The sequence below is a fragment of the Shewanella sp. 1CM18E genome (genome assembly GCF_023161665.1).
Taxonomy (GTDB): domain Bacteria; phylum Pseudomonadota; class Gammaproteobacteria; order Enterobacterales; family Shewanellaceae; genus Shewanella.
This window is the reverse complement of sequence record NZ_JALNTW010000026.1, coordinates 1-17,899: the sequence shown is the minus strand read 5'-3', so window position 1 is coordinate 17,899 and position 17,899 is coordinate 1. Positions and strand designations below refer to the sequence as shown.

General features: G+C 45.0%; 13 protein-coding genes. 5 read left to right on the top strand and 8 right to left on the bottom strand.

Features of this window, described 5'->3' with window-relative positions; translation table 11 throughout:
• Positions 1 to 130 precede the first annotated feature (130 nt).
• From MSG37_RS20725 to MSG37_RS20710, 4 genes are all read left to right on the top strand, one after another.
• Positions 131 to 964, top strand: coding sequence for a phosphatase PAP2 family protein (locus MSG37_RS20725; RefSeq protein ID WP_248472636.1), 834 nt, complete (start codon positions 131 to 133; stop codon positions 962 to 964).
• A 94-nt stretch (positions 965 to 1,058) separates the two neighbouring features.
• Positions 1,059 to 1,535 (top strand): Lrp/AsnC family transcriptional regulator, encoded by a 477-nt coding sequence (locus MSG37_RS20720; protein WP_248472634.1) that lies wholly within the window; start codon positions 1,059 to 1,061, stop codon positions 1,533 to 1,535.
• A 344-nt stretch (positions 1,536 to 1,879) separates the two neighbouring features.
• Positions 1,880 to 3,235, top strand: coding sequence for a sodium-dependent transporter (locus tag MSG37_RS20715; protein ID WP_248472632.1), 1,356 nt, complete (start codon positions 1,880 to 1,882; stop codon positions 3,233 to 3,235).
• 184 nt (positions 3,236 to 3,419) lie between these two features.
• A complete protein-coding gene (locus MSG37_RS20710; RefSeq protein ID WP_248472630.1) occupies positions 3,420 to 5,408 on the top strand; it encodes a TonB-dependent copper receptor in 1,989 nt (662 codons plus the stop codon).
• A gap of 84 nt (positions 5,409 to 5,492) precedes the next feature.
• Here the strand turns inward: MSG37_RS20710 and MSG37_RS20705 are convergent, their stop codons facing one another.
• The 7 genes from MSG37_RS20705 to ilvC form a co-directional block, all read right to left on the bottom strand.
• The gene (locus MSG37_RS20705) at positions 5,493 to 6,629 is read right to left on the bottom strand and encodes an alanine--glyoxylate aminotransferase family protein (protein ID WP_248472628.1); all 1,137 of its coding nucleotides are present in this window, start codon (positions 6,627 to 6,629) and stop codon (positions 5,493 to 5,495) included.
• Positions 6,630 to 6,924: 295 nt separating this feature from the next.
• A complete protein-coding gene (ilvA, locus tag MSG37_RS20700) occupies positions 6,925 to 8,475 on the bottom strand; it encodes a threonine ammonia-lyase, biosynthetic (protein ID WP_248472627.1) in 1,551 nt (516 codons plus the stop codon).
• Between the two features lie 28 nt (positions 8,476 to 8,503).
• On the bottom strand, positions 8,504 to 10,351 hold the full coding sequence (ilvD, locus tag MSG37_RS20695) for a dihydroxy-acid dehydratase (RefSeq protein ID WP_248472625.1): 1,848 nt from the start codon (positions 10,349 to 10,351) through the stop codon (positions 8,504 to 8,506).
• A 137-nt stretch (positions 10,352 to 10,488) separates the two neighbouring features.
• The gene (locus MSG37_RS20690) at positions 10,489 to 11,412 is read right to left on the bottom strand and encodes a branched-chain amino acid transaminase (protein WP_248472623.1); all 924 of its coding nucleotides are present in this window, start codon (positions 11,410 to 11,412) and stop codon (positions 10,489 to 10,491) included.
• A gap of 13 nt (positions 11,413 to 11,425) precedes the next feature.
• Positions 11,426 to 11,683: an acetolactate synthase 2 small subunit gene (gene ilvM / locus MSG37_RS20685; RefSeq protein WP_248472621.1), complete on the bottom strand. Its 258-nt coding sequence runs from the start codon at positions 11,681 to 11,683 to the stop codon at positions 11,426 to 11,428.
• A gap of 102 nt (positions 11,684 to 11,785) precedes the next feature.
• Positions 11,786 to 13,465 carry an acetolactate synthase 2 catalytic subunit gene (ilvG, locus tag MSG37_RS20680; RefSeq protein WP_248472619.1) on the bottom strand — a complete coding sequence of 560 codons (1,680 nt, stop codon included), beginning with the start codon at positions 13,463 to 13,465 and terminating at the stop codon, positions 11,786 to 11,788.
• A gap of 523 nt (positions 13,466 to 13,988) precedes the next feature.
• The gene (gene ilvC, locus MSG37_RS20675) at positions 13,989 to 15,470 is read right to left on the bottom strand and encodes a ketol-acid reductoisomerase (RefSeq protein ID WP_248472617.1); all 1,482 of its coding nucleotides are present in this window, start codon (positions 15,468 to 15,470) and stop codon (positions 13,989 to 13,991) included.
• 191 nt (positions 15,471 to 15,661) lie between these two features.
• Between ilvC and ilvY the strand changes: the two genes are divergently transcribed.
• Complete coding sequence (gene ilvY / locus MSG37_RS20670) at positions 15,662 to 16,534, top strand: HTH-type transcriptional activator IlvY (RefSeq protein ID WP_248472615.1); 873 nt, start codon at positions 15,662 to 15,664, stop codon at positions 16,532 to 16,534.
• Here the strand turns inward: ilvY and MSG37_RS20665 are convergent.
• Complete coding sequence (locus MSG37_RS20665; protein ID WP_248472613.1) at positions 16,520 to 17,470, bottom strand: LysR family transcriptional regulator; 951 nt, start codon at positions 17,468 to 17,470, stop codon at positions 16,520 to 16,522. The genes ilvY and MSG37_RS20665 overlap by 15 nt on opposite strands.
• Between the last annotated feature and the right edge of the window lie 429 nt (positions 17,471 to 17,899).

Sequence of the window (17,899 nt, the reverse complement as noted above, 5' to 3'; positions counted from 1 at the left end):
TTTCAAGCAATTAAGTATTCGATAAAATAAGATTAATTTAGACTTCATGCGCGAGGGCTAGAATGCAGCAGCTTTGACAGATAGGCTTTTAATCGTATTTTTCAATTTCCCCAAACACACCGAGGCTTTTTTGAATAACCTAGACATTGATAACCGTAATCCATTAACGCCTCAACACAGCAAAGTCATTTCTCTCATTGCTTGGGCGGTATTAATCTTATTTCCCGCCACGATTTACATTACAAATAACAGTTTGTTTCCCAGCATAGCTCTCGACTCTTGGCTATCCACGGTGCTTTATTGGCTCACAAGTACTGGCACTGCCCCTTATGGCATTATCACAGGCTTAGTCATTCTGGCAGTTTGCTACCGCAGCATGAGTAACGCCCTATTTCTAAAACTAGTTTTAGCTGTTTCAATTAGCATGGCAGCCACATTAAGCCTTAACCATTTTCTCAAGCCACACTTTGCCGAACCTCGCCCCAATGCTGCTTTACTAGAACAAGAATACTTACTGAATACTCATGATTTTTATCAGCATGACAAAGCAGAAAAAAGGCAGATTATTGGTGTTGCTATCAATCAACTTGATATTGCTCGACCAGACTTAAAGCTTAGCAATGCAATTAAAGGTCACTGGCAACACGAAGTGGGTTATGCCTTTCCATCAGGGCACACCCTATTTGCAGTTACCCTAGCTTTAGTGGGTAGCTTTTATTTACTGCTGGCTGGCAATATCGCTCTGCCAGTATTGTTATTTAGCTGGGCACTTGTAATGGGATTTAGCCGCATGCTACTGGGAATGCATTGGCCACAAGATGTGCTAGCATCAACTGCAATAGGTGGCGCAATCGCAGCATTAAGTATTTATATTACCCAGATTGCTTACGTAAAATGGTCAGACATTTTGAGCAAAACAATCACGACCACCAGCAGACGTGAACCTAGAGTCAAAAATACATAAAAGCCTAGCTAGCCTAGGGTGCAGGCTGACTTGCGCTCAGCTTTATTTCCGGTATTCTGCCTGCCATAAAATAAATAAAAAGCGAGGCCCGTTGATGGCTGAATTGCAATTAGACAAAATTGACCTGCACATACTTAAACTCATGCAACAGCATGGTAAATTGTCCAATCAAGAATTAGCAGAAAAAGTGGGGCTGTCTCCATCTCCTTGTTCAAGAAGGGTAAAGTCACTGGAAGAGTCTGGTTATATTAGCGGCTACGCTACCCTGCTTAGCGCCGAACATTTTAATCTGGCGCTTACTGCATATATTCAGATCCGCTTAGAGAAACACTCCACCGAAATCTTAGATGCCTTTGAAGAAAAAATTAGCAGTTACGATGAAGTGCAAGAGTGTAGTTTGCTTACTGGTAGCGATGCTGATTACCAAATTAAAGTGCTAGTAAGCGATATGAAACACTTTAAAGTGTTCCTGCTCGATAAACTCACCACCAATGATCATATCGCAGGTGTGCGTTCAAGCTTTGTGCTTAAACAGGTTAAAAATCAAACCAGCATTCCGCTGCCCCTGTAAATTTCCTCAAAGTATAAATCTCAATCTAAGTATGTTCAGCGGCAGAACCTGCCGCCATCCCAGCCGTTGTAACTCTTTACGACTATAATTTGTGCATTCGCTCGCATTTTTGTCTTTAAAGCGATAATGATTTTATTGCGCACAGCAACTTACAAAGCTAGCGTTACGCAGAAAAACACTAATCGAAATCATATTAAAGAACTTTTTAATCCTAGATAACGCTATAAACAAGAAAATATAGCTTTTAAATAGATTTTAGTGAAATTTAAAAGCGTTGACCCGGTATTTTAAACCACTAATATGCGCGCTCTTAGTTGATCAAGATAGTCAGAAAGAGAGCTCCAATGAGTACAGTAAAACAAGGGCACTTTAGCTCAAAAATAGGCTTTATTATGGCCGCGGCAGGTTCTGCGGTGGGCGTAGGTAATATTTGGGGTTTCCCAACTCAAGCTGCCACTCATGGCGGCGGTGCTTTCTTGCTGGTTTATCTGTTTCTGATCTTAGTACTCGGCTATCCAATGTTAATGGCCGAACTCATGATTGGTCGCCACGGCCAAACCAACCCTGCAGATGCTATGGCTAAAGTCGCCAACACCCCGCTGAGTAAAAAAATTGGTAAGGCTATTGGCTTTATTTCTATCATTACCGCCACATTGATCTGTACTTTCTACAGTATTTTATCTGGTTGGTTTGTTAGCTTTGCTATTGCGCCAATTGCCGAGATCAGTGGCCAAACACAAGCGGCTAATTGGTTAATGGACTTTAGTTTGTCGCGCAATCTAGTGTTTACCCTTATCTTTATCGCCATGGTGATTTTAGTGATCCGCCAAGGGGTGCAAAAAGGGATCGAACGCTGGTCTAAACGCCTAATGCCAATGCTGTTATTAATCTTAGTCGCTGGCGTGGTGTACATCTTGACTCAACCTGGTGCTATGCAAGGTTTAGAAGTATTACTAGTACCAGACTTTTCTCGGGTATTTGATGCTGATGTATTGATTGGCGCGCTAGGACAGACCTTTTTCTCATTAACCATTGGTACTGCGGCAATGATGGTTTATGGCGCTTACTTAAGCCAGAAAGAAGACCTAGCTAAGCTAACCGCCTACGTCACCCTGACCGACACCTCTGTGGCATTTTTAGCGGCATTAATGGTGATCCCAGCTATGTACGTGGCGCAGCATAACGGCGTACAAATTTTTGCAGAAGATGGCAGCTTACTGAACTCTGACACCTTAGTGTTTACTGTACTGCCTGCACTATTCGACACCATTGGCGGTGTGAGCCAATACCTATTAGCGATTGTGTTCTTTATCTTAATGACCATTGCCGGTTTAACTTCAGCTATCTCAATTGTTGAGGTGCCCACCAGCTACTTAGTTGAGAAAACTACCTTAAGCCGCGACAAAGCAACTTTGCTTGTAGGCAGCTTAATTGCAGCGCTATCTATGATTGTGGTGTTTAATTTCGACAGCCTATTCGGCTTTATGATCACCCTAACCACTGAGCGTGCACAGCCACTAATCGCCCTAGGTATTGCTATCTACTTAGGTTGGGTATGGAACAGAAATCAGTTAATAACAGCGATTAGTCAGCAAGAAGGTGTGCAAGCTAATAGTCTTTTCTGGAAAGTATGGCCTTGGTATGTGAAGTACATTTGCCCACTTTTAATCATCATGATTATTGTGCAGCTAATTAGCTAAATAGCCGCATTTTGAGCAAACTTTGTAAGGGCGATATTATCGCCCTTTTTCTATGTGCGCCCCTCAAGAAAGTGAAGCCTGTCACACCTACCTGTGACCCTTTGTCGCACCTTGGGACAAATTGGTTTGTTGTATTTATAAAGCCCTGTAAAACAGGCGAAAAATAAATAACGACAGTGACACCATGATGAACAAGAAAAGTATTTTGACGATTCCTTTCGTCACCTTGGGATTAATCTCTCTCCCCTGTTTAGCCAGTGAAGCTGTGACAAAAACTGACGAATCGCAAACTGTAGAGCGCATCGTGGTCACTGGCGAATTGATGAAAGACCCAACCAAAACCTATACCGACCCCAAAAAACCACGCTTACCTTTACCTGCATATGATGGCGCAGGTTTTTTAAAGACCATTCCAGGGTTTAGTATCGGCCGAAAGGGTGGCGCCGGGGGCGATCCTAGCCTGCGCGGTTTAGGCGGCTCACGCTTAAGTATTGTTGATGATGGCCAGCATGTCGCAGGAACCTGTGGCGGACGCATGGATCCACCAACAGCCTATATTTACCCAGAAGCCTATGACAATATCACCGTAATTAAAGGCCCACAAACTGTTAAGTACGGCCCTGTAGGTAGCGCTGGTACTGTGCTATTTGAAAAAGACCGTCACAGCTTTGATGAACCAGGGCTTGATGGCCGCGCGAGTATGACCGCTGGTAGTTTTGGTCGTACCGATTACTTGGTCGAACTGAAAGCGGGTGACGAAAAACATTACTTCGATATGGATGTTAACCAGTCATCAAGCGACCATTACAAAGATGGTGACGGCAATAAGGTCCAATCAAGCTACGACCGCTCTAACTACAACTTTGCACTTGGTTGGACCCCTACTGAACAAACCGTTTTAGAGCTAGCTTATGGTAGCTCGTCTGGGGAAGCAGAGTATGCCGATCGTGCCAATAAGGCCCGCGAAATTAGCAATGAAAACCTAACCTTTTTACTGCAACACGAATTTGATAGCCAGTGGCTAAACAGCATTGAGCTGCAAGCTTACACCAATGAAAATGACCATATCATGGATCAGTTTGACCAAGGGATAAATTCAGGCACTAACGTTAGACGCACCACTTCGGGCGGGCATTTATGGCTCGACTTTAGCTTAGCTAGCGACTGGACATTAACTGCTGGTGTTGACCATATGGACAGTATCCATGAAGGCCGCAGCATTAACCCTGCTGTTGATAATGGACTTGATGATCTGCTCAATAAACCGTTTAAAGACAATATGCGCTATCAAACCAGTGGCTTATTTGTTGAATCCACTTATGAATTATCCCACGGGCAATTGCTTGCTGGCGCACGTTACGACCATTGGAAAACTGAGCTTATGGTTGGTCAACAAGGTGAGCGCAGCGATGACTTGTTCAGTGGTTACGGTCGCTATGAGTTAACGTCAGGCAATAGCCAGTACTACGCAGGTGTTGGCCACGCGCAGCGCATTCCTGATTACTGGGAGATCATGAAAGCCGATGTGAATAACCCAAGCCAAAAAGCCTTCGACTTGGCGCCAGAGAAAACCACTCAGCTTGATATCGGATGGATCTACGAAGCTGACATTGCTATCTCTACTTCACTATTTTACGGTGAGATCCGTGACTATATCTTAATTGATGCAAACACAGATAAAACCAGCGCATACAATATTGATGCAACAGTTTATGGTGGTGAAATCGCCGCAACCATTCCACTCACTGAGCACTTTTCAACGCAAACAAGCGTTAGCTATAGCCATGGAGATAACGACACCGCTGGCACACCGCTAGGGCAAATTCCACCGCTTGAGGGACGTATCACCTTAGACTACCAATACAATCAATGGGCAGCGGGTCTACTATGGCGTCTAGTGGCAGCCCAAGACCGAGTCGCTATTGGTGAGGGCAATATTTCAGGCCAAGACTTAGCTGAAAGCAGCGGCTTTGGTACGCTTTCGTTCAACGCAAGTTGGAAGCACAACGATGCACTATTGGTTAGCTTTGGTGTTGAAAACCTATTTGATATTACCTATGCCGAGCACATTAGTCGCTCTGGAGCGGGTAACGATATTCCCGGCAGCGAACCCACTTTCCAAGTTAATGAACCGGGTCGCATCGCTTGGGTCAAAGTGGATTATACTTTCTAAGCTTTACCTCATTAACTGAAAAAGTCCGCTCAACTGAGCGGACTTTTATTTTTCAATAAACAACCAATACTTATACCAAATTAGCTAAGCCAGCACTTCTTCCAATGCTTTCAAGCATAAGGCAACGTTTTCACGGCGAGCACCATAACCCATCAAACCTATGCGCCACGCTTTACCCGCTAGTGCGCCCAGGCCAGCACCAATCTCTAAATTATAATTTTCCAGTAGTTGCTTACGGATCTTGGCATCATCAATCCCTTCAGGAATATACACTGCATTTAACTGGGGTAAACGGTCAGCTTCTGTCACCACAAAGCGTAGCCCTAAACGCTGTAGCCCATGACGCAAGACTTGGTGCATATCCGCATGACGCTGCCAAGCAAGCTCTAACCCTTCTGCAGCTAATAAACGCAGTGATTCATGTAAGGCATACAGAGCATTTACAGGTGCAGTATGATGATAGCTACGCTTACCGTCACTCGATGCATCCCAGTAACCCATCACTAAAGTTTGATCTAAAAACCAGCTCTGCACCGGCGCTTTACGTGCTTTTAGCTTCTCAACCGCGGCGGGTGAAAACGACACAGGCGACAAGCCCGGCACGCAAGATAAACACTTTTGACTGCCGGAATAAATGGCATCAATCCCCCACTCATCGACTCTTAACTCTACGCCGCCTAATGAGGTCACCGCATCAACAATCGACAAACAATCGTGTTGCTTAGCTAATGCACATAATATTTTGGCATCAGACAGAGCACCGGTTGATGTTTCTGCATGCACAAAGGCTAAGAATTTAGCATCAGGGTTGGCAGCTAATGCGCTCGCCACCAGATCAGCGTCAACCGCTTCGCCCCATTCGTTATCAACCACGACCGCAATACCACCAACACGCTCAACGTTTTGGCGCATGCGCTCACCAAACACACCATTACGGCAAACAATCACTTTTTCACCCGGTTCAACCAGATTCACAAAACAGGTTTCCATGCCTGCACTACCTGGCGCTGAAACCGCTAATGTCATCTCGTTAGTGGTTTGAAAAGCATATTGAATCAGCGCTTTAAGCTCATCCATCATAGCAACAAACAAAGGGTCTAAATGACCAATAGTAGGTTTAGCTTGCGCAGCTAACACTTCAGGATAAACATCTGATGGGCCCGGCCCCATTAAAATACGACGTGGCGGTGAAAATGACTCGATAAACGGTGCAGGTAACATGATACTTCCTCTAAAACTTGGCGATTTAATAAGGTTAAGGTTTGACTGATGCCATACTGCTATAACGAAAAATACCGTTAAGCCCCTACGTGAAGTCAGTCTTTAGTGGAATATTATTATTGTTCCATCTTTAACAGCGTAAAGTGCTAGTATTTAAAGACGACTTTCTGACCATACTACAGAAGAAGCTCCAATACTATCAACCGCCTAGCTGATAAATATTTATAGCGATTAACAGAAATAAAAAGGCAGCTACATGTAAAATGCCGCTGCCTTTGATGCCCTAAAAACTCCATCAATCGCGATTATCTAAGAACAGTTGATACGCAGGACTGTCTGTTTCTTCTTGATAAACAAAACCTAATTCAGTTAAAAACTGCTGGAACGGTAAACTATCACTCGCAGGCACTTCAAAACCCGCCAACACTCTACCGTAGGCAGCACCATGATTACGATAATGGAATAAACTGATGTTCCACTTGCTTTGTAAGGTGGTTAAAAACTTAAACAGCGCACCGGGGTGCTCCGGAAACTCAAAACTAAACAAGCGCTCTTCTATCGGCTCTGGTGGTTGACCACCGACCATGTAACGCACATGCAGTTTAGCGGTTTCATCATTCGATAAATCCTGCACACCAAAGCCTTCAGATTCGAGCTTAGCAATAATCTCATTTAACTCATCTTGACCGTTAGACAAGCGAATACCCGCAAACACTACCGCTTTATCACGACTACTAAAGCGATAGTTAAATTCGGTCATTGCCCGTTGTTCTAACAGCTCACAAAAGCGCAAAAATATCCCCGGACGCTCCGGTACTTTTACCGCTAGAATCGCTTCTTTTTGCTCGCCCAATTCACAGCGTTCAGACACATAACGTAAGCTATGAAAATTGACATTGGCACCACTTAAAATCGCGCCAAGCTTTTCACCTTTGCCGTTAGTGCCGATATACTTTTTCAGACCAGCCAGCGACAGCGCACCTGACGGCTCAGCAATCGCGCGAGTATCCTCAAAGATATCTTTTACCGCGGCGCAGATTTCATCTGACGTCACCGTAATCACATCATCAACATACTCACGCGCCAGTCTAAAAGGCTCTGCACCAATTTGCTTAACTGCTACGCCGTCAGCAAATAATCCAACTTGCGATAACACTACCCGCTCATCAGCATCCAGTGCCGCCTTTAAACAAGCCGAGTCCTCTGGCTCTACGCCAATAATTTTAACTTGTGGCATCACCGCTTTGTAATAAGCCGCAACCCCGGCAATCAAGCCACCACCGCCAACAGGTACAAACACCACTTCAAGATCTCGCTGCTGCTGCAACATCTCTTGCGCAACGGTACCTTGCCCAGCAATAACAGCTTCATCGTCAAACGGCGCTACATACACCCGGCCTTCATTTTCAGCCAAACTCTTAGCATAGGCGTTCGCTTGATCAAATGCTTGCCCGTGCAACACCACTTCACCACCTAAACGTCTAACCGCATCGACTTTAATATCAGGTGTGGTTTCTGGCATCACAATCACCGCACTAATACCACGAGCTGACGCAGACAATGCTACGCCCTGAGCATGATTGCCAGCTGAGGCGCAAACAACGCCGCACGCACACTCGTCAGTCGTCAGCTCAGCTATTTTGTTATAAGCGCCACGCAGCTTAAAAGAATGCACTGGTTGCATATCTTCACGCTTTAAAAACACCTGACAGCCTAAGCGCGCAGACAGTTTGTTCATACTCGAAAGCGGCGTAACTTTAGCGACATCGTAAACCGACGACAGTAAGATTTTCTGTAAATAATAGTGGGCTAAATCCAGTTGCGATTGTGATGCTAAAGCCAACATAAACTACCTCTTAAACCCGTTAAATCCATTACACTAATTTACTGGTATCACGCACAGCGCCTTTATCGGCACTAGTCGCAAGTAGCGCATACGCTTTAAGCGCTAGTGATACCTGCCTTACACGCCCCAATGGCTTCCAAGCATCTTTGCCTAGCGCTTCCATCGCAGTGCGACGCGCGGCCAATTCAACATCGCTGATCGCCAATTTGATTGAACGTGCAGGAATATCAATCTCAATACGATCACCCGTTTGCACTAAACCAATGGTGCCACCAGCTGCCGCCTCAGGTGAAACATGGCCAATAGATAAACCCGATGTACCACCAGAGAAACGACCATCAGTAATAAGTGCACACTTAGTGCCTAATCCACGTGATTTTAAATAGCTAGTCGGATACAACATCTCTTGCATACCAGGGCCGCCTTTAGGGCCTTCATAGCGGATCACTACCACATCGCCAGCTACCACTTCACCACCTAAAATCGCAGCAACTGCGTCATCTTGGCTTTCATACACACGTGCACTACCAATAAAGGTATGGTTTTCGACTTCAACGCCTGCAGTTTTAACGATACAACCATCGACGGCGACATTACCTGCTAATACCGCTAAACCACCTTCTTGGCTAAAGGCAAACTCACGGCTGCGGATACAACCTTCCTGACGGTCATCATCAACACTGTCCCAGCGACAATCTTGGCTAAAGGCTTTAGTGGTTGGAATTCCTGCAGGGCCTGCTGAGAAGAACTTACGTACTGCAGCATCGTCACTCTGAGCAATGTCGTATTTAGCCAATACTTGCGCCAAGTTTTTACCCACTACGTGGTAGGCGTTATTGTGTAGTAAGCCTGCGCGGTCTAACTCACCTAAAATGCCCATTACGCCACCGGCGCGGTGCACATCTTCCATGTGATACTTTGGTGTTGCTGGTGCCACTTTACAAAGATGCGGCACAAGGCGAGAAAGGCGGTCGATATCTGCCATAGTAAAATCAACTTCAGCTTCTTGCGCCGCCGCTAACAAGTGCAATACGGTATTACTTGACCCGCCCATGGCGATATCAAGTGTCATCGCATTTTCAAAGGCAGCAAAATTGGCGATATTGCGTGGCAATGCAGACTCATCGTCATCGCGATAATAACGCGTCGTTAAATCCATAATGCGGCGTCCAGCCTCCAAGAAAAGTTCACGACGATCGGCATGAGTCGCTAGCATTGAGCCGTTACCCGGCAATGATAAACCTAGCGCTTCGGTTAGGCAGTTCATTGAGTTAGCAGTAAACATACCCGAGCATGAACCACATGTTGGACAAGCACTACGTTCAATCTTTTCACTGTCTTCATCTGATACACGCTCGTCTGCGCCAGCAACCATAGCATCAACCAAATCGAGCTTAATCAGTTTATCTGAAAGCTTAGTTTTACCCGCTTCCATCGGTCCACCAGAGACGAAAATCACTGGAATATTCAGTCGTAACGATGCCATCAACATGCCCGGAGTGATCTTGTCGCAGTTTGAAATACACACTAAGGCATCGGCGCAATGCGCGTTGACCATGTATTCAACGCTGTCGGCAATCAGCTCGCGTGACGGTAAGCTATAAAGCATGCCGCCGTGTCCCATCGCAATGCCGTCATCAACGGCAATAGTATTAAATTCTTTAGCGATACCACCAGCTTCTTCAATCGCGCCTGCAACTAACGAGCCCATATCTTTAAGGTGCACATGCCCAGGTACAAACTGAGTAAACGAGTTTGAAATGGCAATAATTGGCTTACCAAAATCATTGTCCTTCACGCCTGTTGCACGCCACAATGCGCGTGCTCCTGCCATATTACGGCCTTCGGTACTGGTTGCTGAACGTAGTTTTGGCATTGCTTTATCCTTGATATCAAATGCGTCATTCATTGACGTATTTATGCTGGTTCTTTATTGCTTAACCCAACCGAGTTAAGCCACTTCAATTTGTTTTATGTGTTTATCGTTAGATAATTAATCGGAGCTTATGGATGTTATAACACCTCTAGCCAGCCCCATTTATCTTGCGTCTCTCCGTTAAATAAACCGAAGAAACTTTGCTGAATTTGTTTAGTGATCTCACCACGCTTACCTGTGCCTACTTCAATTCTGTCGACACTGCGCACAGGTACGATTTCAGCCGCGGTGCCTGTCATAAAGATTTCATCGGCAAGGTAAAGAAACTCGCGCGACATCTGCTCTTCAACAACTTCATAACCTTGATCCCGTGCCAAGGTGATAATCGTGTCGCGCGTTAGTCCCATCAGAATAGCGGCAGTTGCTGGCGGTGTGTAGATTTTGTTCTTTTTAATCACAAATAAATTGGCGCCAGCCGCTTCGCTCACTAAGCCGTTAGTATCAAGCGCGATACCTTCATCAAAGCCGTTGCGTTTAGCTTCGGTGGAGATTTGTAATGATGAAAGGTAATTACCTCCCGCTTTAGCACCAGTCGGAATAGTATTGGGCGCTAAGCGATTCCATGAGGTTACTGCCACATCAACACCCGCATCCATGCTGTCTTCACCTAAGTAAGCGCCCCAAGGAAACGCAGCGACCATTAAGTCGCACTGAGCATCTTTAGGCGGCGTAATACCCATGCCCACATCGCCATAAAAAGCCAATGGTCGGATATAAGCACTGCTTAAGCCATTACCTAAGACGGCATCGCGGCAAGCTTGCATGGCATCATCGAAACTATAGGGGAGCGGCATGCGGTAGATTTTGGCTGAATCAAATAATCGCTGCACATGCTCAGTTAACCGAAACCCCGCTGGACCATTAGGCGTATCGTAAACTCGAATACCTTCAAAAACCGACGTGCCATAGTGCAGTGCGTGAGACATAACGTGTACCTTAGCATCACCCCAAGGCATCATTTCACCATTGAACCAAATTAATTCTGCTGTTTTAGCGGCCATTTTCTCACCCTTTCTATTTTGCTAATGCGGTAGTTGAATTGCTTACTAATACGCGGCAATCAATGACATCAATAAGCTTATCTATCTGATTAGTTAGCAAGCCAATTTCACGCTCACTCTCTACCAACATGTCGATGCTGGTGCTGTTATTACTATTAATCTGCATGCTTAAGTTGGCGACCTTAAAACCACGATGGCGAGCAACGCGTAAAACACGCTCTAGCACTTCTGGTCTTTGCTGCACGTTTAACGCTAATGAGTAATTGTTCATATTCTTGCTCTCCACCTTGCTTCGTTCTGTTACTTCAATGCTTTTTGTTTTAATACTTGTTTCAAGTTAGTCATGCCGTAATACGTTTAGCCCTGATACAAACTAAGTTTGCTTATCCATCTCTTCCATCATGTCTTGGTTGGAGGCTCCCGGCGGCACTAACGGCCATACATTGTGAGCATCATCGATCGACACGTGCAGCAAGAAAGGCCCTTCGCTATTGAGCATCTCATCTAAGCCGGCTTCAACCTCGCAGGCCTTAAAGATGTTGCGCCCTGGGATATCGAATGCCGAAGCCATTTTTACAAAGTCTGGGTTATCTGACAGGTCGGTTTCGCTATAACGCTCTTCAAAAAACAACTGTTGCCACTGCTTTACCATACCAAGCTTTTGGTTATCGATAAGTAGGATTTTCACTGGCAAGCGTTTACGCTTAATGGTGGTTAGCTCTTGTACATTCATCATAAAAGAGCCATCACCCGATACGGTTACTACCGTTGCATCTGGGCGTGCCACTTTAGCGCCAATTGCAGCTGGCAAGCCAAAACCCATAGTGCCGAGACCTGCACTTGAAAGATGGTCTTCCGGTCGATTGAAAAACATATGCTGTGCAACCCACATTTGGTGCTGACCAACATCACAAGCCACTACACTGTTTTTCGGTAACTTATTGGCTAAACGGTTTAACATAGCAGGTGCGTAGATTAACTCTCCGGGGCGATCATAACGCCACTGATGCGCTTGTTTCATCTCATCAATCTTGGCTTGCCATGGCGCAAACTGCTCGCCTAGATTTTGACTTAGTGCAGGCAGGATTTGGCGTAAGTCGCCAGCGATAGCCACTTCAGGTAAACGTAATTTGCCAAGCTCTGCAGCGTCTATATCAAGGTGAATAACTTTGGCGTTTTCAGCAAAGCTAGCTAAACGGCCGGTAACTCTGTCATCGAAACGCGCACCAACCACAATCAATAAATCACATTCTTGTACGGCTAAATTCGCCGCCTTAGAGCCATGCATGCCCAACATACCCAAATAGCCAGGTGTATCTATGGTGATAGAGCCTAAGCCTTTCAGTGTTGCCACTGATGGAATGCCGGTAACTTGAATAAAGTCGCGTAATTGCTCAACAGCGCTCGCCATACCCACACCGCCACCAACATACAGCATTGGCTGCTTAGCTTGTTCGATAAGCTGACGCGCATCGTTAATTTGCTCTGGGGTATGCTCTGGCTCGGCGCTAATAGCTTGCAGAGGCGTTTTATATTCCAGCATGGCAATTTGCACATCTTTAGGAATATCCACCAATACCGGGCCCGGACGACCTGATGCCGCGATCTCAAAGGCTTTATAAAGCGTCGGTACTAGCTCATCGACATGAGTCACCATAAAACTGTGCTTAGTACATGACAGTGACATACCTAGAACGTCGATTTCTTGAAACGCATCGGTACCAATCACGGCGGTTGAAACCTGCCCTGTGATAGCAACAACCGGCACAGAGTCCAGCAGCGCGTCGGCAAGTGAGGTAACTAAATTCGTTGCACCTGGGCCAGATGTAGCAAAGCAAACTCCAGTTTTACCACTTGCTCTAGCGTAACCCACTGCAGCAAATGCGGCGCCTTGTTCGTGGCGACTAAGCAGATGCTCTACCGGGCTACCATAGAGCGCATCGTAAATAGGCATAATCGCTCCGCCAGGGTAACCAAACACTGTTGTTACACCATGTGCGGCAATCGCTTTTATGACTGCATCTGCGCCTCTTATCATTTGCCCTTGTTCCATCAGCTCTTACTCCACTACATTTAACTTTATTTCTTAATGAGTTAGCTTTTGCTTAACCCCTTAAACGAAAAAACCCCCGTTCCTTTCGGAGCGGGGGTTTTTGCAATCTTAAACCTAGGTTAGGTATGTCGATTCGATATGCGCAGCCCCCGCTGTGATTTAATAATCACGACGGTAATAATCACAATAATCAGCTGGGCAGCTTGTTTGAACATATTCGACTTGTATCCTAATCAGATTCTTTGCTTAAATTCGGTGTCGTTTAAAAGACGACCATTAAGAAGTACCACAAAGCCTATAAAAAACACAATAAAAAACTTTTAAACATCAAAATTAATCAAGTTGAGTCTATTTCTTTATCGACTCATATGCTGACAAATAATCATGTTCTGCCTAACTGAGTTACTGCCACTAACGTGTTAATCAATAGTGTTTTTTCTAAAATATTTTTTGTCTCTAACAAACGTTTCAATCATCAAGAGCCTAGAGCAAATTGACCTTTAGACTCTTGATAAAAAAGTGATTAACTTTCTTCGACAATGCGCTTCATTTCGGTCATATAACCGCGCAATTCAGCACCAATCTCTTCAACGGCGGTGCCACGAATTGCCGCATTAACTTCAATTAAGCGTACGTTATCGACGCCGTTACTCGCATCTTGCAAGCCACCACCTAAGTACTCGGCAGACATGTTAGCCACATAGTCACTTAGTAGAGGCAGCGCCGCATGGTTGAACAAGTAACAACCGTACTCAGCCGTATCTGAAATCACTACGTTCATTTCATATAAACGTTTACGTGCGATGGTATTAGCGATAAGCGGCGTTTCATGTAAAGACTCATAGTAAGCCGACTCTTCAACAATGCCTGCGGCTACCATGGTATCGAACGCAAGCTCAACACCAGCTTTAATCATTGCTACTAGGAAGATGCCTTTATCGAAGTAAGCTTGCTCATCGATATACTCTTCACAACCGGGGGCATTTTCAAAACCTGTATCGTTAGTCTCGCTGCGCCACTTAAGTAGATTAGCGTCATCGTTAGCCCAATCCGTCATCATAGTTTTAGAGAATTCGCCACCGATGATGTCGTCCATATGCTTTTCAAACAATGGTTTAAGAATGACTTTAAGCTCTTCAGCCATGTCATAAGCTTTGATCTTGGCAGGATTTGATAGACGGTCCATCATGTGCGTGATGCCACCATGCTTAAGTGCTTCAGTGGTGGTTTCCCAGCCTTGCTGAATAAGCTTTGCTGCGTATCCTGGCTCAACACCGTCAGCAACCATCTTCTCGTAACCAAGAATCGCACCCGTTTGCAGCATGCCGCATAAAATGGTTTGCTCGCCCATTAAGTCTGACTTAACTTCGGCAATAAACGATGAGTGTAAAACGCCAGCACGATCGCCACCGGTTGCACTCGCATAAGCCTTAGCGATATCAAAACCTTCACCCTTAGGGTCATTTTCTGGGTGAACAGCAATCAGTGTTGGTACACCAAAGCCACGCTTATATTCTTCACGTACTTCTGTACCAGGGCACTTAGGTGCCACCATGATTACTGTGATATCTGGACGAACTTGCATGCCCTCTTCAACGATATTAAAACCATGAGAATAAGACAGGGTTGCACCTTGCTTCATCAACGGCATAACGGTGTTAACGGCATTGGTATGTTGTTTATCTGGAGTAAGGTTAAGCACTAAATCAGCATCTGGAATTAGCTGCTCAATGGTGCCTACACGGAATCCATTACCCGTAGCTTTTTGGTAAGAATCGCGCTTTTCGTTAATCGCCTGCTCACGTAATGCAAAAGAGATATTTAGACCTGAGTCACGCATATTCAAACCTTGGTTTAAACCTTGTGCGCCACAACCTAAAATAACGATGTTCCAACCTTTAATAAAGTTACAGCCTTCGCTAAATTCACTACGATCCATAAAGCGGCATTGTGCCAGCTGTTCTAATTGTTGACGCAAATTCAGAGAGTTAAAATAGTTAGCCATCTGATATACCACCTTGATTCTGGACATTTAAACGGGCTGACTCTTTACCGAGCCTCGCTGTGATTAAGATCACTATAGCGCAAGCTTTTGATTGCTTAAAATGATATATTCGGAACATCACGTTGCGTTTAATGCAATGTAGATTACTGCATGCGAAATGCCAAAGTAGCTAAAGGGATAGCGGAGTCACTGTGGATATAAAAACCATCAAGCTTTATTTGCATCTAGCAGACAGTTTACACTTTGCAAGAACTGCGCAGGCTATGCATGTCAGTCCATCGACATTAAGTCGTGCAATGCAAAGGCTGGAAGAGGAAGTTGGTGCACAATTATTTCAACGCGATAATCGCAGTGTCACCTTAACCAGCGCAGGGATCGAATATAAAAACTTTGCCGAAGTGACGCTAGCTCAGTGGGCCAAATTGAAAACAAAATTAGATCCCAAGCAAGATGTACTAAGGGGCAAGCTGAATATCTATTGTTCGGTTACTGCCGCCTATAGTCATTTACCTGGATTACTCGACCGCTTTCGTCGTGAGCACCCTCAAGTTGAAATTGCCCTGATCACTGGTGATGCCGCAAACGCAGTGAATGAAGTTCGTAATAATCGTGCCGATATCGCGATTGCAGCGCTACCCGATGCTTTTCCTGACACGCTACATTTTGCCAAAATCGATGACGTTCCTTTATCCATCATCGCACCGACTTTTAGGTGTCAGGTACAAGAGTTATTAACCGAATCTTATATCCCGTGGGATCGATTACCTTTTATTGTTCCTGAACATGGACCCGGCCGAAAACGCATTGATAACTGGTTTAAATCATTAGGCTTAATACCCAATATTTACGCACAAGTATCAGGGCAGGAAGCGATAGCTTCGATGGTCGCACTTGGATGTGGGGTGAGCATTACTCCAGAGGTGGTAATTAACAACAGCCCAGTACGTGACCGCATTCAGTTATTAAGCTCACCAATAGAAATTCCGCCATTTGAACTCGGCTGCTGCTGTAAAGTAAAGCGCCAACAAGAGCCGGTTATCAATGCTTTTCTAAAAGCTATTTAATAGCGCTACTTCAGAATGGGGTTGTACACCACTAATGATCAGATTACGAAGCCAGCTATGGCTCGGATCCAGATTAAAGTGTTTATGCCATACAAGCACATAAGCACCGGGTTCAACCTTTATAGGAACATCTAGACAAACTAAATCATAGTCGGCAATCATCTGCATTACGTATTTGCGCGGTGCACATAAGATCAAGTCACTATGTCCGCACAAATCTAATGCACTATTAAAATCTGTCATATTTACCGCGATATCACGCTGCAAGTGCTGCAATTTAAGTACGTCATCTAGCAACCAATGCTCCAAACCGCCAAACGTTACCTGCAAGTGACGATACTTCAAAAAGGTGTCGAGATCCCAAGACTCTTTAAGTAAAGGATGATTGCGCCTTACTAAGCAGACAGGATAGTCGCGGATCAGCTCAGCATAGCCAAGCTCTTCGGGCAAATTGTTCATATGCAGCAAAGAGCGATTATCCCATTCACGGCAAATAATCCCCATATCGATTTCACAGCGCAATAACTTATCCATACTGTCATGTGACCAAGTCTGGCTATTAACACTGACGAGTGGTGCGTCTTTCAATAATTTAGGCATGAAATGTGGGTAGCTCAGCGAGTATGCAGTCTCAACCACATGCATTTTAAACCGCCTTTGGCTTTCAGCAGGTTCAAACGTATTAGGTCGAGTAAACTGATCTAGCTTCTGCAATACCTCATGTAAATCAGGCGCTAGCTCTAACGCACGTGGTGTTGCCTTTAATCCATAAGCTGTACGTTCAAACAGTTGGTCATCAAAGGTTTCTCGTAATTTATTCAGTTGTTTGCTCACAGCCGACTGACTTAAGTGCAATCTCGAAGCAGCAGCGGTTACGCTTTGCTCTTCAAGCAACACTTCTAACACCCTAAGTAAGTTAAAATCCAACTGTTTCACGCAAACCTTCTATTAAACACACCAACCTACAGACATCATAAAGCCTTTATGGCTCAGGAATAACAAAAATTAGGACAATATCGATATTCAAACGATAAAAAATGACCTATGGCCTAAATGGATGTCCGAAGAGTCGATTATGCTAAGCATATAATCGCCCTCGGTTCCTGCAGCGTACACATGGAACTGAAGCAAGGTATTTTAAATACCTGTTGAATGTTGAGAGCTGATGACAGCAAGGGATAGCGAAGTGCTATTTCTTGGATAGCTGTTTGTCTATAAAAAGCAGGATTTGCACAAATTGCAGACGTAAAAAAGCCCGCTACATCGTAGCGGGCTTTCTCGTATTTGACGCCTGGAAATGACCTACTCTCACATGGGGAGACCCCACACTACCATCGGCGATATTGCGTTTCACTTCTGAGTTCG